Origin of the sequence: Sporosarcina quadrami, assembly GCF_014836615.1 — a bacterium.
Classification (GTDB): domain Bacteria; phylum Bacillota; class Bacilli; order Bacillales_A; family Planococcaceae; genus Sporosarcina; species Sporosarcina quadrami.
In genome coordinates this window covers 188954-209888 of record NZ_JACSQN010000007.1, presented here as the reverse complement: position 1 = coordinate 209888, position 20935 = coordinate 188954, and the positions used below count along the sequence as shown (strand labels likewise).

The 20935-nt window shown below is 44.5% G+C and carries 22 protein-coding genes; 9 read left to right on the top strand and 13 right to left on the bottom strand.

Going from position 1 to position 20935, the window contains the following annotated elements; translation table 11 throughout:
- Positions 1 to 52 precede the first annotated feature (52 nt).
- Positions 53 to 499, bottom strand: a complete 447-nt coding sequence (locus H9649_RS09765) for a DUF4385 domain-containing protein (protein ID WP_191694556.1) — start codon at positions 497 to 499, stop codon at positions 53 to 55.
- Positions 500 to 718: 219 nt separating this feature from the next.
- Positions 719 to 2404, bottom strand: coding sequence for a methyl-accepting chemotaxis protein (locus tag H9649_RS09760; protein WP_191694555.1), 1686 nt, complete (start codon positions 2402 to 2404; stop codon positions 719 to 721).
- 271 nt (positions 2405 to 2675) lie between these two features.
- Between H9649_RS09760 and H9649_RS09755 the strand changes: the two genes are divergently transcribed.
- From H9649_RS09755 to H9649_RS09730, 6 genes are all read left to right on the top strand, one after another.
- A complete protein-coding gene (locus H9649_RS09755; RefSeq protein WP_191694554.1) occupies positions 2676 to 3950 on the top strand; it encodes a hypothetical protein in 1275 nt (424 codons plus the stop codon).
- A 22-nt stretch (positions 3951 to 3972) separates the two neighbouring features.
- Positions 3973 to 5766, top strand: a complete 1794-nt coding sequence (locus H9649_RS09750) for a hypothetical protein (RefSeq protein ID WP_191694553.1) — start codon at positions 3973 to 3975, stop codon at positions 5764 to 5766.
- Positions 5767 to 5779: 13 nt separating this feature from the next.
- Positions 5780 to 6421: a class D sortase gene (locus H9649_RS09745; RefSeq protein ID WP_191694552.1), complete on the top strand. Its 642-nt coding sequence runs from the start codon at positions 5780 to 5782 to the stop codon at positions 6419 to 6421.
- A gap of 174 nt (positions 6422 to 6595) precedes the next feature.
- On the top strand, positions 6596 to 7807 hold the full coding sequence (locus H9649_RS09740) for a hypothetical protein (RefSeq protein ID WP_191694551.1): 1212 nt from the start codon (positions 6596 to 6598) through the stop codon (positions 7805 to 7807).
- A gap of 27 nt (positions 7808 to 7834) precedes the next feature.
- Positions 7835 to 9007, top strand: a complete 1173-nt coding sequence (locus H9649_RS09735; RefSeq protein ID WP_191694550.1) for a hypothetical protein — start codon at positions 7835 to 7837, stop codon at positions 9005 to 9007.
- On the top strand, positions 9004 to 9711 hold the full coding sequence (locus H9649_RS09730; protein WP_191694549.1) for a hypothetical protein: 708 nt from the start codon (positions 9004 to 9006) through the stop codon (positions 9709 to 9711). The genes H9649_RS09735 and H9649_RS09730 overlap by 4 nt, the downstream gene beginning before the upstream one ends.
- A 45-nt stretch (positions 9712 to 9756) precedes the next feature.
- On the opposite strand, the gene H9649_RS09725 is transcribed toward H9649_RS09730, so the two are convergent.
- From H9649_RS09725 to H9649_RS09715, 3 genes are all read right to left on the bottom strand, one after another.
- Complete coding sequence (locus H9649_RS09725; RefSeq protein ID WP_191694548.1) at positions 9757 to 10251, bottom strand: VanZ family protein; 495 nt, start codon at positions 10249 to 10251, stop codon at positions 9757 to 9759.
- 176 nt (positions 10252 to 10427) lie between these two features.
- Positions 10428 to 10577 carry a hypothetical protein gene (locus H9649_RS09720; protein ID WP_191694547.1) on the bottom strand — a complete coding sequence of 50 codons (150 nt, stop codon included), beginning with the start codon at positions 10575 to 10577 and terminating at the stop codon, positions 10428 to 10430.
- A 98-nt stretch (positions 10578 to 10675) separates the two neighbouring features.
- Positions 10676 to 11353 carry a hypothetical protein gene (locus H9649_RS09715; protein ID WP_191694546.1) on the bottom strand — a complete coding sequence of 226 codons (678 nt, stop codon included), beginning with the start codon at positions 11351 to 11353 and terminating at the stop codon, positions 10676 to 10678.
- Between the two features lie 193 nt (positions 11354 to 11546).
- Between H9649_RS09715 and H9649_RS09710 the strand changes: the two genes are divergently transcribed.
- Positions 11547 to 12839 (top strand): aminotransferase class V-fold PLP-dependent enzyme, encoded by a 1293-nt coding sequence (locus H9649_RS09710; RefSeq protein WP_191694545.1) that lies wholly within the window; start codon positions 11547 to 11549, stop codon positions 12837 to 12839.
- 38 nt (positions 12840 to 12877) lie between these two features.
- Here H9649_RS09710 and H9649_RS09705 read toward each other — a convergent pair whose 3' ends face one another.
- A complete protein-coding gene (locus tag H9649_RS09705; RefSeq protein WP_191694544.1) occupies positions 12878 to 13522 on the bottom strand; it encodes a metal-dependent hydrolase in 645 nt (214 codons plus the stop codon).
- A 166-nt stretch (positions 13523 to 13688) separates the two neighbouring features.
- On the opposite strand from H9649_RS09705, the gene H9649_RS09700 reads away from it, so the two are divergent.
- Complete coding sequence (locus tag H9649_RS09700) at positions 13689 to 13952, top strand: excalibur calcium-binding domain-containing protein (RefSeq protein ID WP_191694543.1); 264 nt, start codon at positions 13689 to 13691, stop codon at positions 13950 to 13952.
- Between the two features lie 9 nt (positions 13953 to 13961).
- Here H9649_RS09700 and H9649_RS17850 read toward each other — a convergent pair whose 3' ends face one another.
- The 3 genes from H9649_RS17850 to H9649_RS09690 form a co-directional block, all read right to left on the bottom strand.
- Entirely contained in the window at positions 13962 to 14246 is a 285-nt protein-coding gene (locus H9649_RS17850; RefSeq protein WP_225229790.1) for a phospholipase, read from the bottom strand.
- A 182-nt stretch (positions 14247 to 14428) separates the two neighbouring features.
- Positions 14429 to 14596, bottom strand: a complete 168-nt coding sequence (locus H9649_RS09695; RefSeq protein WP_191694542.1) for a hypothetical protein — start codon at positions 14594 to 14596, stop codon at positions 14429 to 14431.
- Between the two features lie 76 nt (positions 14597 to 14672).
- Positions 14673 to 15923, bottom strand: coding sequence for a dicarboxylate/amino acid:cation symporter (locus H9649_RS09690; protein ID WP_191694541.1), 1251 nt, complete (start codon positions 15921 to 15923; stop codon positions 14673 to 14675).
- 162 nt (positions 15924 to 16085) lie between these two features.
- Here H9649_RS09690 and H9649_RS09685 point away from each other — a divergent pair, with 162 nt between their 5' ends.
- Positions 16086 to 17267, top strand: coding sequence for an MFS transporter (locus H9649_RS09685; RefSeq protein WP_191694540.1), 1182 nt, complete (start codon positions 16086 to 16088; stop codon positions 17265 to 17267).
- A gap of 65 nt (positions 17268 to 17332) precedes the next feature.
- Here the strand turns inward: H9649_RS09685 and H9649_RS09680 are convergent, their stop codons facing one another.
- The 4 genes from H9649_RS09680 to H9649_RS09665 form a co-directional block, all read right to left on the bottom strand.
- Positions 17333 to 18004 (bottom strand): class F sortase, encoded by a 672-nt coding sequence (locus H9649_RS09680; RefSeq protein WP_191694539.1) that lies wholly within the window; start codon positions 18002 to 18004, stop codon positions 17333 to 17335.
- 35 nt (positions 18005 to 18039) lie between these two features.
- Entirely contained in the window at positions 18040 to 19401 is a 1362-nt protein-coding gene (locus tag H9649_RS09675) for a copper amine oxidase (protein ID WP_191694538.1), read from the bottom strand.
- A 146-nt stretch (positions 19402 to 19547) separates the two neighbouring features.
- Positions 19548 to 20276 (bottom strand): anti-sigma factor, encoded by a 729-nt coding sequence (locus H9649_RS09670; RefSeq protein ID WP_191694537.1) that lies wholly within the window; start codon positions 20274 to 20276, stop codon positions 19548 to 19550.
- Entirely contained in the window at positions 20269 to 20832 is a 564-nt protein-coding gene (locus H9649_RS09665; protein ID WP_191694536.1) for an RNA polymerase sigma factor, read from the bottom strand. Before H9649_RS09665 ends, H9649_RS09670 begins: the two co-directional genes overlap by 8 nt.
- Between the last annotated feature and the right edge of the window lie 103 nt (positions 20833 to 20935).

The window sequence follows — 20935 nt, the reverse complement described above, 5'->3', positions numbered from 1 at the left end:
TTCGCTCTTCATATATCCCATCCAAATAATTTCCAAGTGTAATAACCACCCATCACCCCAACTCCTTCTGATGCACCTTCTTCCTCTTCAAATAATCCTCATCTTCCCTGATCCTGTCCCAATATACTTTAAAAATCCTCGCAGACTCAGCCTTTTCTTCATCAATTTGCCGCTCTTTTATAGAGCCGTCTTCATTATACTTTCGTCCACCTTTGTAATTCGTGTATCTACGAGCGCGTGTGTACCCCATCTGGATGAATTTTCGTGCCATATCCATGCCGACAAAGTCATCAGCATTTCTGTATTCCTCGAACAGTTCATAGATTTTCTCGGCGGATTCCTTGGCGATCTCAGGTGTCTTGAATCGCCAATAGGGGAGGATTTCACCTTTGTATGGTTCGACGAGTAGAACGCCTTGTTCTCCTTTGCCAACTCTGTATAATTCAGGTTGTTTGCGCAAGTTGAGGTTCTTATAGTCGAGATTGTAGTCGAATGCCATTTCACATCACGTCCTTTGCACTTCTTTTCCCGATGAGAGGACAATGAAAACGGCGAATTGAGTGTTTCGTCGGATCATGAGCAAGTCCCGTGCTTTCCTATCTTGGTTACGTTTCGATACGCGCGGTCTAGCTAAGCCGCACCCACAATCTCCCCATAAAAAAACAGCCAAGCCCGGTTCAATCTGAAGTTCGGATGCTTGGCTGTTTAGTTTTTGTAGTTACACCTTGAATTCCTGTATCGTTTCTTGCAAGTTCATTGCTTGCTTACTTAAATCGTGTGCGACGCTGTTAATCTCTTCGATTGTTGCCATCTGATTCTGAACGGCGCTTGCGTTTTGTTCAGTTTTACCGGAGGCTTCGTTAGCTTGTGTTGCGATTTCCTGAATTGAAGCTGAAACTTCTTCGGCGCTTGCTGAGATTTGTTCAGTGGCGGCGGAGATGTCTTCGATTTGAGAACCCATTGCATGGATTGCTTCGATGATTGAAGTGAAGGCGTCTCCTGCTTCGTCAATTACTTTGACACCTTCTTCGACATTTTTCAAGCTGTCGGATACGGCGTTTTCAACGTTTTTCGTATCTTCTTGGATGCCGGCAGTTAAAGTGACGATTTGGTTGGCGGATGACTTCGATTGCTCAGCCAACTTCCGTACTTCGTCAGCGACGACAGCGAATCCTTTACCGTGTTCTCCAGCGCGCGCTGCTTCAATTGCCGCGTTAAGTGCAAGAAGATTTGTTTGTTCTGTTATATCTGTGATGACTTTCGTGATGTTCTCAATTTCTTCCGTCTGCTTGCTCAACCGCTTGATAAGTTGGCTCGTAAGATTGGAGGAGTCGTAGATGACGGCCATCTGCTCATTAGCGTGCTTCACGGCTTCTCCCCGTTCGCGTGCCAAATTCTCTGTCGTCGTTGCACTTTCGTTCAAAGCTTGAGCGGACTCTGCAATACGGTGAACGCCAATAGCCGTTTCTTCCATTGCCATTGAACTTTCTCTAGCAGAAGCAGCGGAAGTTTGCGCACCTGCAGAAACCATTTCCATGCTATTTGTCATGTCTTGAGAAGATCGTGTTACTTCTTCTGTGCTCGCGGATAATTCCTCTGCTGAAGCTGTAACGTGTAATGCATTCTCATTGATGCTGCCAATTAACGATCGTAAATTCAGTTTCATTCGATTAAATGCTGTTGCAAGGTCTCTAATTTCGTCTTTAGATTTTACTGTAATATCTTCTTGCGTCAAATCTCCATCCGCAACGACTGTTACATTTGAAACGAGTTTCCGGATTGGATTTGAAATGGAACGTTTAATAAGGGTAGCAAGTATTAAAGCTAGTATTGTATCTACAATAATGGACACGATCATTCCTTCTTTTGCTACTGAAACGGTTTCAGCAATCTCACCATACTTTTGGAACATATTAGTTCGTTCGATTTCTAGAATTTGCGATCCTACCGTTTCGATACCAATGCTTGGTTCTCGCACGACATCATTCACCAATTTATCAGTATTAGTGGAACGATTGCTTTTAACGCTGTCGATAACTGCTGTTGCGCCTTCATCGAATGCAATGATATGTCCATCAATTTCATCAAGTAAACTAGTTACCTCTGCGTTTGTGGATGAAGTGCGGAGTGCTTCTACAGCTTCTTTCAAAAGAACTTGATGCTCTTTAAAAAGGTTAAGTGTAAAATCTTCGCGTTCAGTTACGTAAGCACGTAAAAGCATGCCTTGCATCGCCATCTCTTTTTGTATTGTTTCAGCACGTTGCATTTGCTGTACATTTTGCTTGAGCATTTCATCGTAGCTATTTGTTACATTCATTACTTCTGAAAAGCTATAAACTGCAAACATCAGTAGCAAACCAATCATAAGAATAAAGCTACCGTAAATCTTTTTACCTATTGTCATTCCTAAACCCCTCTCACTATGTAAAAATCTCTATCTACCTAAATGTATCGGCAAATATTACTAATTATATAGAGGGGAATCAAAATAAAAACGAGACATATGTCATAAAAAAAATAAACACCTGAACACACTTTATTCTATTACGTTAGGGGATGAATTGAGTCTATGAAATTTCTAATTTACATGGTTTAGATTAACAATAAAGGGTAATGAAATAATGTAGTTAATGAGTATGATTTTTCAATCTATTCAGGGAGGAGGTGACTCAAACTTGAAGAGAATAGTCATAACAATTACAGCTTTATGTTGTTTGTTGCTTGTTTCGACGAAAACTGTGCAAGCAGAGGAGAATGGTAAGCAACGCCGTGGATTACTAGGTGGTTTGCTGCAACAAGTAGAATCGACTGTTAATGAAACCGTGAATGCAGTCGGCGATGTAGTTGGCTCAGTAGTTGAAGGCGTAGATAAGACGGTGGAAGATACTGTTTCTTTGACGAAAGAAACCGTTGAAACACTCACCGATCTTGAGGAGAAAAAGCCAGTTTCAAAGATTGTCGATAAAACGGTGAAGCATGTCGGGAAAACAGTGGAAAACGTCGAACCAGTGCTGAAAAACACGACAAAGACCGTCGACACTGTAACGTCTGAAGTAATCGGTGTAACGGAAGAACTACCTGAACTGCCTGTTGTGACACCAGTTGTCGATGAGGTCGGAAAAGTTGTCGATAAAACTGCGCAAACGGTGACTGGCACGGTGGATAAAACGGTAGACAAGACGGTCGAAACGGTAAATGAACTTCCCGTTGTTGTTGAGGAAGTAACTAAGCCGGTTAAAGAGCTTCCTGTCGTTGTTGAAGAAATCGTCAAACCAATTAAGCCAGAACGTAACCCGGAAATCTCGGAGGTAATTGAGCCTTCCAAACCGGAGGCAATCCAGAAACCAGCTGTATCAAAAACACCGGAACGTGTAAATGAAAAGAATGAATTCACCGACAATGCAGAAGTTGATTCAGCACTTCAGGCAGTCGATACAACGGTGTCGGAACCGGTTGAACAGACTAAACCTGAAGTAACAGAATCGGCTACTGATATTACTTTGCAACCTACTGCACAACCGGAAACCTTTGAACAGGAAACAAAACCGTTTGCAGAGGAAGCTATAGCAGAAATACCCAATAAAAGTAAGTCTCAAACTAAAACAGTTAACGGAGAGATCAAGACCATTGAAACACTTGATAAGACAATGAAACAAGCAACTCCAGTCAAACCTGAATCGCCGGCTATACCGCCTAATAAGCAATCTTTGTGGAATAGTAATCCGGTGACGATAACAACAGCTACAACATCTGTCAGTTCAGTATCTGTAGCGCATACCGGAGTTGCGGATTTTTTCAATGGCATCGTCAATTGGCTAGATATGCAAGTGTTGCTAGAAGGCAGACAGTGGATCCTTTTGAGTGAAATTATGAGGAACCAATGGACTCATGCACCACCCGGGCAACCGCCCCAACTAACTCCTTTTTTACAAATTAGTATTCAAAACTAAGTAAAAAAGGAGAGAGTTGAAAATGAAAAATACATGGAGAACATTCGGTACACTATCACTTGGCATCGCTTTGGCATTTGGCATGACGAATTCGGTTGCAACGGCTGCAGAGCCCGATACATCGAAGGAGGTACTGGTGGACTCAAAACTTGTCGACATCAATCTTCCGAAATTACCGATTCTTGGAGAGGTAAAAGTGTCCATCCCTTCAACGAAAACTGATGAAGAGAATCAATCGCTCATCTCAGTTGAAGTGAATGACGGTATTTTGGATGAAGTGAATGTGGATGTAGGTACAAAAAGTGAAACGACAGAAGGCGGTACAAAAGAGTCGCTCGCTACTGTCGAAGTGAAGTCTTCCATCACAAATGATGTAACGGTGGATGTTGGAGTTGCTGACGAAAAAGATCATGCATACGACGGCGGACTTGTCGAAGTGAACGCGGAAGATCTGCCGCTTCTTGGCGAAACGCATGTAGGCGTCATCGACAAGCATGCGAAAGACGGAGAAAGTCAAACTGTATCTTCCGGTTTGGCACAAGTGGATATCGACGGAAATCTGCTTGAAGACACGTCTGTACAAGTACTGGCTGCAGACAAAACCATTGATGCAGATGGCGATGAAAACAGTAATGCTGTAGCTGATGTATCAATCGGTGGCGGCATTTTGGATGGAATTGTCGACGAAGCGGATGTTCCTGTCCTTAAACGCAGTGAATCTAAAATGGATGGAACGAAACTGTCTAAATCGTCCATAGCATCTGTCGGATTGGCGTCGGACTTGACTGAAGATGTTCAAGTCGATGTCGGTTCAGCACAATCACAGACAGATGAAGATTCGATGTCATTTGACGGCGGTCTTGTAGACGTGAACGCTTCCGATTTGCCTTTGCTAGGTGAAACGCATGTAGGTGTGCTGGACAAACATGTGAACGTGGACGAAGAAAGTTTGTCATTCAGTTCAGGTTTAGTCCAAGTAGGCGTAGACGGTGATTTGATTGAGGATACGAATGTGGATGTTTTGTACAAAAACGGTGAGATGACAGAAGACGGTCTGTTAGTGACAAACGGTGTCGTGGGTACGAACCTAGGGCTCACTGGAATCGACCCAATCACTGTCGATATTGTAAAGACAGAAGAGCTCTATCCAATAGGAGCTGTAACTCCTCCTTCTACTGGAGGAGGGGACGGCGATGACGGCAACACGGTTCCACCGACAGTAATCGTTCCTGTCCCTGGCGACGATGATGGCAATGAAGATGGAAATACCGTTCCACCAACAGTCATCGAGCCTGTTCCAGATGATGGTAACACGGTTCCGCCGACAGTAATTGTACCTGTTCCTGGTGGTAATGGAAATGAAGATGGAAATGCTGTTCCACCAGCAGTAATCGTTCCAGTTCCTGGAGATGAAAACGATTCATCCATTGGAAATGGAAGCGGAACAGACGGTAATGAAAACGGTTCTATGAATCCCGACAGCAATGAAGATGGTACAGCTGTCGTTCCGGGAGACGGTTCGGAAACACCTCCCGCAACCGACAACGGTGAAGTGGATGCGGATTCAGGTGAGCGTGATAATGGAACAGTTGATGGGACAATGCCAGGAAAAAATCAATCGTCAACAAATGGCGGTAAAAGAGTACTATCGGCCTCTGTCATAAAGGAAGCAATCAATAGCCAACCAACGAGAGGTTCATTGCCACAAACAGGTGGGATCTTTGACGGAAAACGTTTGGCTGTGCTTGCTGTGCTGTTGCTGATTAGTGGTGCAGGTTTGCGGAAGTTCGGCAAATCTGGACAACCGGCAGCGTGAAAGCGGTGAACAGATGATGAAGAAAGTAATCAGATGGTCTGGAACATTGTTAATGATAACTGGCGTCGGTCTGCTTGTTTGGTTAATGAACGGCAAAGCCAAAGCTGACGAGCATGAGCAACAGTTGTTGCACGCATTCCAGTCGATGCAAGCAGAAGTACCTAATGCCAATAATCGACAACCACAATCTGAACGGACTTCCCGAAAAGATCGAATTCAACAAACAACCGAACAAACACAAGCAAATAATCCGATTGAAGGGATGGAAGGCATATTGTCCATTCCTTCGATAGAGATGGAAGCACCCGTCATGTATGGCACGGACGCTGCGATTCTCGACCAATCACTTGGTGCCATTGAAAATATGGATCCGCCCGGGGCAGTCGGCGGTAGTTATGCTATCGCCGGGCATCAGGCGCATGTATTCGGAAAGTATTTCAACCGGTTGCATGAAGTGGAAGTCGGTACGGAATTTACGTTCCAAACAACAAACGGAGACCAGACGTACAAAGTATTCGATGTCAAAATCGTCCAACCGCATGAAGTCGATGTGTTGGATCCGGATCCGGAAATCGCACTGATGTCGCTCATCACGTGCTACCCGGAATACTCCAATACGCATCGTCTCGTCGTGCAGGCGGAGCTCGTGAAATGAATAGGGTGAAGAAAAAATCGGACAGTCCTCTTGCGCAAGGGAATTGTCCGATTTTTATGTTTAGGAGTAGCTAATTTAATGAAAAATGTTGAGAATTCTGTATACATTGCTATACTAGTAAATAGTGGGATTTCGAAAATCTAAAGTTTACTAGGGAAGTTGGGATGAACAGGGATGAATCGTACATTTTTAAAACATGAGTTTTTAATTACGGCAAGAAGCAGAAAAAATGTTCCTTTCCTTCTATTTATCGGTGTTTTATTACTCAGCTATTGCCTTCTTATAGTCCCTAACGAGGAGACAAAGGAGACATTCAGTCCTGAAGCGACGATTGACTATTTGACTAAGCTAGAAGGAGAACAGCAACTGAGGCTCGATAAGGGGAATACGGGTGTCATCAGAATTACAGGGATGCCAGTTTATGCGATGAACGACAATAGTTATTGGATGTCTAAAAGTTTTCTGAATGCCTATGAGAATAAGAACTTTACACGTTTTCTCCATTTGCGGTCATATTACTTGGAAACAAACCCTGGAGAGTACACCTATGATGAAACGATGTTCAAGTTTTCACCCTATCCAGGGAAAGATCGTATGCATTTATATGAACGAACGATGATGCGTTATGAAAACTATTTGACGAAAGAGCATCCGATTACATATGGCTTGATTATGGAGAAGACGGGTTTGCAGGCGTTGCAGAAATTTTTGCTCGATTACGGCATATACTTCTTCATTTTTTGCGCAATTTTCTTCAGCAGTGACGTATTGACACGTGATCGAAAAAACCGATCAGTCCTACAAGGAATGCCGTTGTCGTGGTATCGCCAACTGAATTTGAAAACGGTTTCAGCATTTCTGTATTCGAATCTCGTCATCTTGGGAATGGTTGTCATCGGCGTAATGCTCATAGCGATCCAATTTGGTATTGGTCATTTTAATCTGGATGTACCAATTATGATTTCGCAACAGACGTTCACTCGTAAAGATTATGCTGTCATATCCCTGGCAAAACTTCTCTGTATCATTGCCTTTGTGCTACTTTTACTCGTATTCCTGTTCGTTAGACTGAATGTCATTTTCAGTTTGCTTGTGAAAAATGAATGGGTTGTCTTGCTTCTAACGACAATCATTTTATTTTCGGAACGGATTTATTCTGCAAGGACGACGAGGGACCTGTTCGGTATTGATATTAGTTCATTTCCGCAAACGTATTTCGATTTTGGGAAAGTCGTCACAGGTGAAAAGAATTATTTGATGAATATAGAGTCCGTGACAGTCATGAAAGGTTTAATCGTTCTGCTTATTACAGTAGCAGTGATTGAAGTGTTGCTATTCGTCATTTCCAAGATTGTGAACAAACGACGATTTTATCAGACGCGCTAATGACAATGGGGAAGAAAGGACATCATTATGAAGTGGAATTATTTATTATTCGAATTAAGACTGTTGCTTGCTAATAATAAAAACTGGCTGCTTGGTATAGCAGTTATCCTAGTCATCCCGGTCTATTATCTTCACTATAGTTCGCTTGAAGTAAAAGATATACAGACGCTTAAAAATGAAGAATCTGGAGTGTATTTCGACATTTTTAACTTTTATCCGGAGGAAAGTCGCGATACACCTATTGGAAATGAAATCTACAATAATTTGACCGAACAAGCGTCACTCGTCAATAGTCAGCGTTACGCATTATGGAAAGGCGAAGTCAATCATGAAGAATATATTCAAAGTGGAATAAAGCTGAATGAATTGCGTTTGCGTGTCCATGAACTTGGGAATGAAGGCATCCAATCTTCATTTATCATTCCCAAAGAAGAGATTTATAAAGAGATTGCCTTATTAAACTACTATAGGGATCATAATTTGCCGCTTGTGAAAGATCCATTTGTTGCGAGCAATTATTTACCTATATCACTGAATTTGTTAAGTGGCGTGCTATTCAGCATGTTCGTCTTGCTCATCGGGAGTAGTATGTATATTCACGATCAGCAGAAAAAGACTGTCATGGGCGTGTTCCCTGTCACTTTCATGCAGAAAGTTTTTACGAAAGTCGGACTCCATTTTGCGCAGGTAATGGTCTTTTTAGGGCTTGGCGTATTGGCAGGAATAGCTTTTGTTGCAAATAAAACAGAAATAGGCAACTTCAATACACCTATTCTTCTGTACGAGGACGGTAATTTCATTGCCGTATCAACATCACGTTACTTAATGTATTTGTTTGTAGCTTTGGCATTAATTACATTGTTATTACTGTTCGCGACAGCATTTTTAAATATCGTCACAGAAAATCTATACGTAAGTCTATTGACGATTTTATTCGTAATCGTCTTGCCAGTAATTTTGAGTCTAGCCGGTTTGCCGACAAAATGGCTGCAGGCTATTGAGTTTATCGACATTGGTTCGGTCATGAATGGTGACGCTGCACTACGTACGGGAAGTAATACGCTCGACTTCAAACATGGTGTCGTTTGGCTTGTCAGTTTGAACGTATTCATGGTCGTTATTTTATATGTAAAAAATAGAGCAACGTACCGTAACCGCTTGACTAAACCGGCTATTGAAAGGGGAGTGGCTGGGAAATGAAAAGTACATATTCGCGCATGCTCCCAGCCTTTATCGTTGGATGTCTCATGCTATCGGGTTGCAATCCGATGCAAGAAAAGCCATCGGATCAAACACTTGCCTATATGGAAGATTTCCAATTGTTCGGGCCGGAGAAAGATGAGCTCATAGGTGAACTGAATCCAGCAATCTACAGAACGGTCAACCGTAGCAATGAAGGACTTGATCAGCTACCCATTACAGTCGTTCCGCAAGAAGGCGTGAACGTACAAGTTCCGACGGGACGGTATATGATTACGGGCTATCCTGTCGGGAATATTTTCGTCTATGATGAAAACAACGAATTGATTGTCACAGAAATCGTAGGGAGCTATTCAGATGCAAGTGCAGCAAGCTTAACAGTCGATATCGACGCTTCGTATACAATCCGGGCGGATGGCGGGTATGAGTCCGTAAATGTGGCTCCCATTCCGACAATCATGAGCCCAGAATCACTCTCTAATGGTTTATGGACGGTTGGGATAGATATTGAAGCAGGGACATATAAAGCGACGCCAGCGTATGGTCACGGGTATTTGGCCATATACGAAGAAGGGAAAGAACCGGTGTTGTATGAGCTGATCGGTGGTGAAATTGGAAAGACTGCAAGCGTAATTGAATTGAAAGATGGCCAAGTTGTCCACTTAAAGAAGGTGTCTGTAGTGCTGCTTGAAGCTGTGGAATGAACATGAAAATGAACCATACGGAACTCTTTATGAGAGTAGTATGGTTCATCTTTTTTTGCGTGCAAGTTTGCGTCTTCGTTTCAAACTCATCACGGCACTATAAATGAGCCGGAAAATAAGCAGGAATGTGAACGCGCCGGACGCATCAAGTATGACATCCTGAATGGTAGCAGTTCTTCCGCCGGTGAGTGACTGGTGGTATTCATCCGCCATCGCGAATCCGACAGTGATGATGAATGCCGTAATCGTGCGCAACCGAAATTTCGGTAATACATAATAGACAGCGAGCGCGAGCAAGCCGAAGATGAAAAAATGCGCGGACTTGCGCAAAAGAAATTCCACGAAGTAATAGTAGCCGCGTTCTTCAACAGAGATCGTTTTCCCCCAATACGGGATTTGCAATTTAGCAAGCTGGTTTTCCATTGGTTTGTCGGGCAGCAACGTCTGAAGTGTCGGCACAATCGACTGTTGCTCGTATGTCTGGCTGGATGAAACGAATAAGACGGCGATGATCGCCAATAGAAATAGAAATTTTCTCATATGGAAATTATACTATGATTGGAAGTAGAGAGCTAGAAGAAGGGTGTTTTATTTTACGCATGACAAAATAGTGCGCGCCCGTCATGTCCATCGTGCGGTGGGTGGTGTTGAGGTTTGCGGTGCGGCGTTGAGCGCCGCGCTCGTAAAAGCGTGTTGACACCGCCCATATAAGCCGGTCACGCGCTCATATCCATCGGTTGTGCGCTCGTAAACCTTCCAGCCGCGCTTGTAAAAGCGTGTTGACCGCCCATATAAGCCGGTCGCGCGCTCATATCCATCGGTTGTGCGCTCGTAAACCGTCCAGCCACGCTCGTAAAAGTGTCCACCGCCCATATAAGCCTGTAATGCGCCCGTATAACGAGCTGACGATGCATTGTCTAAATAGAAAAAAGCACTTTCCCCGTGCGGAAAGTGCTTTTCACTTTTACTCAACGCTCTCAAGAACTGACGTCACTTTAAACGGTGCATCATCTTCCTCTGAGTGATACTCACGCATAATTTCACCGTATCCTCGCGCGAAATAACTTCTGTTATACGAATCATCGTCAAATTTTTCTTCAAGAACTAAGACGTCCGTAAATTTCTGTAAAGGTGTTTCGACGACATCATCGACGGAGATGACTTTCCAAACGTCAATTTCAGTACCTACTTCAAGAGGAAATGACAAGTAGGTCTTATTCGGTTCCATGTTTGCTAAGTCTTCGAGTGTCACTTTGTCGTCTTCGTTCTCGGAAGGTCTTTCTTGTAAGACGACGATTTTATCTTCATCCAATCGATACGATTTGATCATTTCGATACCACCATTGTCCTCATACACATTGACGTGTGTGTCATCGAGCCATTCCGTCCGCGTCCTGTAACTGGAGAATTCAATGCCGTCTCCTGTAAACTGTGCAACGGCCCCATCTTCCATAAAGAAGTCCGATAAGTTTCCAGCTTCCACTTTGTTTTTTTCGGGTTCTACATTCGTTACTTTTTCTGGCTTCTCTTCATTCACTGCACCGTTCCCACCAGATATGCCTTCGTTCTCAACAACTTTATCTTTGCCGCTACATGCAGCGAGCAACAGCGTAAGGGCTGTGAGTACAATCCATTTATTCAAATTACATCCCGCCTTTCAAATCGTGTAATCATATATGTAGTCTGTGCTATATTATTTTTTCCATAACTGATGAATAGTTAATTCACTAAAAAACAATCTATAGCAGTCATTCCCTATTGAAATAGCCATAAAACGTAGTATGTATTTTGACATGATATAATGATTTGTAAAGACACAAACTGGGGGAAGTAAAATGGACAAAAATTCGGCATTACAACAGACTTTCGAACATTCACGCACGTATTTTCCAAGTCTCGGAGATTCATATAAGGGACATAAAATCCTGTTCATGGATAATTCTGCGGGGGCGCAAGTATCAAGTTTCGTCATAGACCGTGTGAAAGATTATTATATTCATCGCAACGCACAAAAAGGGACGATATTCAAAAGAACTGCTGAGATGCAGGAGAGAATCATCGAAGCTAGGCAGATGGCCGCGGATTTCATCGGAGCGGCGGATCATTCTGAAATTGCATTCGGATTGAACGCGACGAGTTTTTTTCATCATTTTGCGCATCATTTAGGGCGTGATTTAAAAGCGGGCGACCATATTATTATTACAGAGGCCGACCACCATGCGAACGTTGATCCGTGGCTTGAACTGGCAGAACGCGGTATCGTCGTGGATGTCTGGACTGTCGATACGAATGGCGATCTGGATTATGAACAGTATGAGCAGTTGCTACAGAATAAACCAAAAATCGTCGCGGCCGGTTGGGCTTCTAACGCCACGGGGACGATCCATGACATGGAACGCCTAACTAGGATGGCGCATAATGCAGGTGCGCTCGTTGTTGCGGATGGTGTGCAGGCAGCAAGTCATTTGGCAATTGATGTGAAAAAGGCAGGCGTAGATTTTGCGGCGTTTTCAACGTATAAAATTTTTGGTCCTCATATGGGTTTCTGCTACGTAAACCGTGAAAATTTAGCGCGTCTGGATGGTTGGCGCATTCAGAAGGAATTAACAGAGAGTGCATACTTTTTTGAAGTGGGATCTCAAAATCATGAAGGAATTGAAGGGTTCATAGGTTCGATGGAGTATTTGGCACAATTGAGCGCTGATGCCGCGGGAAATGGATTGGATATTGACATGACGCCATTACGCGATGGCCGACAGGCGAGAAAAGAATTTGCGGGGGCGATGTATTGGGCGCATCTATATGAAAAGCAGTTGTCTGCGTATTTTCTTGCGCGGTTACAGGAGATTGACGGCGTTGTGCTGTACGGAAAAACGGCTGATTACGTGGATGAACGGTTGCCGGTTTTTTCATTCAACATCAAAGGCTTCGAGACGGATAAGCTTGGGCATGCTCTTGACGCGGCGGGTGTCGAGGCGCGAACAGGGAATTATTTGGCGATCAATTTGATGAAGCGGTTGGCGGATGAGTTCGGTGGCAGTGCATTGCGTATTAGTCTTGTGCATTATAATACGGTTGAGGAAATTGACCGGTTCTTTGCGATTTTAAAGAGGATCGTCGGTAAATGAAAATGGTGACAGGTGTCCGGAAGATTTCGGATTGCCTGTCACCATTCTTTGTTCCAAATAGGTGCGAATAGTTTTACGCCGCGGCGGTTGACGGGAAGTAGTTTCAAGTCCGCGATGAGATGACTCGCGTATCCTGCTGTGCCAGCGATAAAGAGTCCGTCGATTGGCCATTGTAGATGGATGTGATGCAAGATGAATGCATAAAAAGCGAGTCCGATTAGTGAATGTGTGTAGGAACGGTGCGCAAGGAACGATGCGATGATGATGTAGCTCCCGGCGAGCAATATTCCGATGGATTGGTGCATGACGAAACCGATGGCCATGACAAGGATTCCGGTCAGTGTGAGCATTCTTCGTTGTTTAATGAAGCGGAAGATGACGAGAAGAAGTGCACCGATTCCCGCGAATATGATAATGTTCGGCGTAATGCCGGTTTGGAAAAACTGGAAAATAATCGCGATGAGCAAGCCCATTCCGACGAGCCGCATGAGCCATTGGCTGAATGATTTGGATAGGGTGATGCGGTTGCTCGCTGTTCCGTTTGTGTCAAGATCCGGCACGAGGGCAGATATGCTGCCGATAATGGCGGACGTTGTAATTGTTAGTGGGTCTGTCGCGTCGATTTGAAAGCCTGCGATAGCACCGACTGCGGCACCGATGTAGGCGTGTGAACTGCCTTTCATAATAAAACCTCTCTCATTGGAATGCTAAGTTGTTAGTGTGATTATCGCGCAATGGAGTGGCGGATGCAAAGAGATGATTGATTCTGAAAAATAGTTGGTGTAAATGTTGAAGTTCGGTGTTACAATTATTTGTAAAATAGGTTTATCAAGGAAAGAGGTTTTGTTGATGAAAAGAAAATCAAAAGGGTTCATGGCATTGTTCCTCACTGTTAGTTTAATGTCTGTACCGTTTCAGTCCGTTGACGCTGCACCTGCTAAGTTCAAAAACTGCACAGAATTGAATAAAGTGTATGCGGGTGGAGTGGCGAAGGATGCGAAAGTGACGAATAAGGGTGGAAAGACGAAGTACAAGCCGCATGTTTCTGCTGAGATTTATAAGGCGCATACGAAGATGGATCGCGATAAAGACGGTATTGCTTGCGAGCGGTAATCGTTTCGGTTATCTGAATTTGCATGTGAACATGGATTGAGCTTTCATGTAGCGTGTGATGATGCGGGCGTGCCGACCTTCTTCGGTGTGGTCGCTCGTGTATGGATGTAGTTTTTGAAGGAATTCCTTGTCGCACTGGCAACGGGTTTTGTGTGATAAATAGCATTCGTCATGGGCTTTGCATGCGGCATCGACGCGGTTGATTGGCTTTCCAGGTCCGCTGCAACCTGGGCCGCACCATTTGTATTGTGGGAAAATGCAGAGACGGGGAGATTTGAAACGTCTTCTTTTCATGTATGGCACCTCCAATCGTTTGTGATGGTTATTGTATAGTATTCGGATGATAGAATGGGATTTGTATAGTTGTAATGGGGGAGACGTATCGGGGTAGTTGATATGTCTTTTTTTGTATGCGGCTGGTAGGGAGCGAAGTGATTGATTGGTAAAGGACATTTAGCGCGACATAGTGTAATAAACTACTCATTTGTAGGTGACGCGCGCTCAATCGCATACCGCAACCGCTCAATCCGGTCCACCTTCCGCTCAATCGCATGCCGCGACCGCTCAATCCGGTCCACCTTCCGCTCAATCGCATGCCTCGACCGCTCAATCCGGTCCACCGTCCGATCAATCGCCGCCCGCAACCGCTCAATGAGACCCGCTCACCAATTGAACACAACAAAAAACAAGCCAGCAAAAAGCCTGGCTTGGTTGACGTACTCATTCAGCAACAACAGGTGTGACAGGTTGTTTCTTTTTCTCCGACTTATCCACAACGGCTGCGCCGACGATATCGCCGACGACGTTGGAGGCAGTTCCACCCATGCCGATAATGGCGTCGACGCCTGCAATCAAGGCGACGATTTCAAGTGGCAGACCGAACATGACGAGGACGGCGGATAATGTTACGAGACCCGCTGCTGGCACGCCTGCTGTACCGATCGACAATAACGTGCCGATGATAACGATGACGAACAAGTCAGCTGCGGATAATTGCAAGTTCGTAATGTTGGCTGCAAAGACGATGGAGATACCCATACGCAATGCGCCGCCATCTGAGTTAAAGATGGCACCGAGCGGCAAAGAGAAGTTCGCGGTCTTTTCCGAGATCCCGGCATTTTTTGCTGATTTGATAGCGATTGGCAAAGATGCAAGACTGCTGGATGTAAAGAAAGCTGTTGACCATGCTTCTTTCGTGTCCTTGAAAAACTTCAATACAGGTTTGCCGGAAAGCTTGAGAAAGCCTGTGTAGACGAATAACCAAAGTATGAGTAGCCCTAAGTAAAAGACGGCTAAAAACATGAGTAAAGATTTGAAAGTTTCCCAACCTTGGCTACCGAATGCAACGGCACTAATGGCAAAGACGCCAATCGGTGCATACATGAGAATACCACCAAGCAGTTTGAAGAACATCTCGTTCAATGCGACGACGCCTCTATCGAGAAATTCGGCGTTTTGCTGCATTTTTTCATCTTTTGAAAACCGCATCGAAGAAATCGTCATTCCGATAATGATTGCTAAAAAGATGATCGCCATAAGATCGCCGCTTGCAAAAGCTTGAAATAAATTATTTGGTACCATTTGTAGGAGGATATCAGCGAATTGCGGTGTCTCTTTCGCTTCAACGGTCACATCAGGCAATGTTAAGTTCAAGCCCGGCTTAAACAGAAGTGCAAGGCCGACACCGATACCGACCGCAGCTGCAGTTGTCGCAGCGTAATAAAGAATTAATTTCCAGCCCATGCGTCCGAGTTGGGCAATGCTCATTTGATCGACAGCTTTGACCACTGTCAAGAAAACAACTGGAATGGCGACGAGGCTTAATAAATTGATAAGCAAAATACCAAACGGTTTGAACATTTGCATTTGCTCACCGAAAATCAATCCGGCAATGATTCCGAGCGCGAAACCGATTGTCATTTTTAACGCAAACGGCGTGTCACGATACTGTCTCCAAATTGTATGTATCATTCGTTCACCTATCTCTGAGTAGTTTGTCTATGCCTTGCTAAGTATAGTGTAACCAACATTATACAGTCTACTATCATGCTTCTTTGCTAGAAATGCTTGTATATAGATTGTAATGAAATATGCTAAGATGGAATGAGTTTTGACATAAAGGGGCTTTTCATTTTGAATTTACGTACATATATTAACAAACATCGGTTTTGGGTGCTTGTCCTTATTGTATCAATATCGGGGTTTTCACAAGGGATGTTATTACCGCTCATCTCAACGATTTTCGAACGCGACGGCGTGTCAAGTTCGCTCAATGGATTGAATGCTACGGCGTTATATATCGGGACGCTGCTCGTTTCACCGTTCATGGAGGCGCCTCTGCGCCGGTTCGGGTATAAGCCAACTATAATCGCAGGCGGTATTTTTGTCATTGCCGCGCTACTGTCGTTTCCGTTATGGAAAAGCATCGTTTTCTGGTTCATCCTCCGATTGCTGATCGGCATCGGGGATCATGCGCTGCATTTCTCGACACAGACATGGGTGACAAGCACATCTGCACCGAATCGACTTGGCCGTAATATATCTATTTACGGGTTGTCTGTCGGCGTCGGTTTTGCGGTCGGTCCAATGTTTGTACCACTTGTTGACGTGTACGAAGGATTGCCGTTCATCGTTTCAGCCTGCCTGAGTTTCTGTGCATGGACGCTTGTCTTCATGCTCGACAATGATCATCCGGAAATTATGGTCGGTGAGCTGTCACAAGGTCGTTTCATTACACGCTTTAAAGCAACATTCATCGTCGCATGGATCGCGTTTCTCGGGCCTTTCGGATACGGATTCCTTGAATCATCGTTAAATTCAATGTTTCCAGTGTATGCGCTTCGAATCGGCATTCCGCTTAGTATGGTGTCGCTGATCATCCCGGCATTTGCGGTCGGTGGCATCATTTCGCAAATTCCACTCGGCATTTTGTCTGACAAGGTCGGCAGAAAACCGATCATGTTGTTGACGCTAGGCGGGTCAAGCTTGGCATTTGCGGGTGCAGCGCTAATGGGTGCCAATGCAATTGGAATTTTAATAATGTTCTTCATTGGCGGGCTGTTTGCGGGTTCGATCTTTTCACTCGGCATTTCGTATATGTCCGACTTGACGCCGAAGTCGCTGTTGCCGACAGGGAATCTGATGTGTGGCATCTTTTTCAGTATCGGAAGTCTGACGGGTCCAATCCTCGGTGGCTATTTCCTTGAGATGCAGCAAGGATTCAGCTATCTGTTCCTGTTCGCGTTGTTCCTAGGGACATTGTTTATTGCGACGCTGGTCGGTCGGATTCCCAAATCGAAAGAACTTGCTGGTTGATGTGTCATCAGTCAAAAACCGTGAGTTGTGCAGGGGGACCTTTTGTCGAGGCTCCCCCGCATGCCTCACGGTTTTTTCAATTCAGTATAGATGACGAGACGGTTATCATGTGTTTTTGCTTTGCGGTCGAACACACCCGTACAAGTGATGAGATTCAGCGTACTCGTGTAAGTAAATCCGAAAATTTTATCCACAGGTGCGTTTTGTCTCGGATATTCCTCTTTTTTCGTGACAATGAAAGTCAGTGCCTCGTCATCGCCATGGACAATGATTTCATCCCCGATTTCCAATGTCACCAGTTTGTAGAAGACAGCAGGTCCTGTTAATGAATCTACATGCCCTGCCATGACAGCACTCCCTTGAGATCCAGGCTTGACACCAGGAGAGAACCAGCCTACATGATCCGGATTTTGAGGGACGCCCATTTGACCGTTTTCAAGACGACCTACTTCTTCGATCACCGCATCGACATGTAAAGCAGGAATTTCAATTCGTGTAGGTTGAATGCCTACTCGATTATCTGTCAGCGTCAGCCCTTCCGCAGAAGGCGCTGGGATGGAAGTAACGATTGCATCCTCAACAACTTGTTCAACTTCCGTTTCTGGTTGCGATACGTCGACGGGCTTTTTAGGTTCATCAGCGATAGAGGCTTTTGGATTTTCCGTGTTGGATGCACAAGCTGTCAGCAGAACAATACTTAGTACGAACAGGATAGTCTTTACAAAGAGATTTTTCAAATGGTGTCCCTCCTTTCTGGTCACAGTCCGCTAAATTACTGTTCTTTTACAGTCTTTCTACGCATCAACACAGTACCCGCACCGAGTGCAAAAATCAAACTTGCGACAATCCATAAAACTGTATAATCCGGTCCGTCTGACATCCCGCCAAGACCTGTTTTTGGCATATCGGCAGGCATTGCACTCGTGAATTTATCAGGATATTGGTCAACGATCGCACCGGATAAAGCTGTGCCTACTCCGAACATATGGCTATATGCTTCATGGATATTATCGTATGTCGCATCATAATCACCGGCTACATAATTGTCGAATGCCATCAGCAATTGATCGACGTGGCCTTTTAAACCTTCTTCTAGGTCTGCGGCTTTCAGTCTGCCTTCAGTTGCTGTATCCAAAAATGCTGCTTGTGTAACGCGGTACGCATCGAGATCTGCCATCGCTTTCTTCTGGCCGTCAGCATCTTTTTTTGCAGTAGCTGTGACGTAGTCAACAAAATAACCGATATGGCTATTCCAAATTTCGTTGAACTGCTTAGCACCCTCTGCGCCATAGACGGATTCGACAGAAGCAGTAAGATCTTCTGTGTTCTGATTCAGCGTAGCTGCCGCTGTTTCAAAGTCAGGTGCCCCGTCGATCCCTTTTTGCATCGTGATGATAGCCAGAGCAGCATGCGCAGAGAATTGGTTGTTCAATGCTTCACGTAAATCTGCGGCCGGTGTGTCGACGGTATGGTTATCGAATTTCTCTGGGAACTGATCCGTGATCGCCCATGACAATCCTTTCCCTGTTCCAAACATATGGTGCATCGATTCGTAAAGGCTTGAGTAGGCTTTGTCGTAGTCGCCTGCGACATAATTATCGAATGCCCAGATCAGTTGGTCGACGTGCATTTTCAATCCTTCTTCAAGATCCGCTGCTTTCAAACGGCTGTCTGTCGCTTTGTCGAGGAAGTCCGCTTGTGTGACACGGTATCCGTCAAGGTCTGCGAGTGCTTTCTTTCGTCCATCTTCATCTTTATTAGCCGTTGCAGTGACATAGTCAACGAAGTAGCCGATATGACTGCTCCAGATTTCTTTGAATTGGTTCCCTGCATCTTCACCGTAAACGGATGCAACAGCAGCAGACAGTTCGTCCGTATTTTCGCTAAGTTGTGCGGCTGCGGCGTCGAAGTCTTTCGCACCGTCAATTCCTTTTTGCATCGTAACGACTGCGAGGTATGCATGTTCAGATAGGATGCTGTCAAGTGCAGCCCGTAAGTCTGTTGCAGGATTTGAAACTTCCATGGATGCCGGTCCACCATGATCGTGGTCTGCAGCAAATGCGAGTGGGACCCCCGCAGGTAGTAGTAATGAAACACTTAATGGAATTGCGATTAGTTTTTTCTTCAAGTTCATGTGAATCGCTCCTTTTCGGTTTTGTATATAGCTAACGGAAGGAGTTGTAGAATGGATCACTATTTATTGAAAAAAGTTTTCGGAGAAATGAAGAAAGTCCATTGAACCTTGTCATACTAAGGTTCAATGGACTTTTGTTTTTTGAATTAAATGCCTCCTGCTAGTACAAGTGAGCCTTCGGGAGCAGGTAAATCAGGTTCTTTTTCAATCGTAATCGCAATTGTATCCCATTTACCGGTCAAGTCTTTCAAAGAGTGACTAACGGAACCTTTAGTGGAATCCAGCACGCCGGCAGGGTATGGTTTCTCACCTTCAATGACCCATACTTGATACAGTTCACCATCTGCTAGAGCAGGCAAGTTCGTTGAATCGACGATTAATAGTTCCTCACCTTTGTTGGATAGAAGCATCGCGACTGCAGTGGCATTTTCATCATCGACTGTCGATGCCAACGTTGTTTGGGCGATCAATTCGACATCGCTCATTGCAATTTCCGGTTCTTTATTGGTTTCATTCAATAAATAAGCATTTGTGACGATCGATGCAAATAACGCAGCTGCAAGAGACGGAATTGCGAAATTGAACCGTTTCTGTTTCGGACGCTCCGAGGTTTCTAAAGGAGTCGGCACGATTGTTTCCGGAGAATTTACGGGCGTTGCAAGTTCATCGATGGTTGCAAAAATGCGTGATTTCATATCGCTTGGCACGTCAATCTCTTCAGATAAATAAGGCAGGTCTTCTGTCAACAATTGCAGTTCCAGTAATTCTTCCTGACAGGAAGGGCAGTCCGTCAAATGGTTTTCAAATTGTTGTTGTTCTTCTTGTGATAACGTTCTATTGAAATAATCTATGAGTTGATGGCATTGTTCAATCATTCGAAACGCCTCCTTCCTGTCCAATTAATCCTTTTAAATGTTTCAGTGCTAATCGGATCCTGCCTTTCACCGTTCCTAGCGGCAACTTGCAGTGATCTGCGATTTTTTGTTGGCTCAATCCTTTGAAATAGAAGAGCTCGATAATTTCCTGCTGCTCAGCTTTTAACTCACGGATGGCTGTATGTACATCACTCCGCTTTTCATTCCACTCGACTTGCGCTTCTGTGGATCCTGGCTGCTCGATAAGCGAATCTTTTTCAATCATCTCTTCGTGATCATGTCGCTTCAGCCGGCGAATTTCGTCTATCGCTTTGTTGCGTGTCATCGTTAATAGCCAAGAGGAGAATTTACCTTTTTCATCTGTATAAGAAGCTGCACCGTTCCACAGTTTCAAGAATACATCTTGTGTCACTTCTTCAGCAATGGTGCGGTCATTCGTAAGCCGGAACGCGAATGAATAAACGAGCTTTTCATACCGGTCGTATAATGTTTCAAAAGCAGCACGATCTTGCATGGCCGTTTTTTCGTAGAGGATTGTATCATCCAGAACAGTCATAGGATTCTCCTTTTTAGATGTTTCTATTAGAATACCATAGGACTGAACATAACCTTACTTACGAACGGTCTACATAGCTAACGTTGAAAAACGAAGGAAAGAT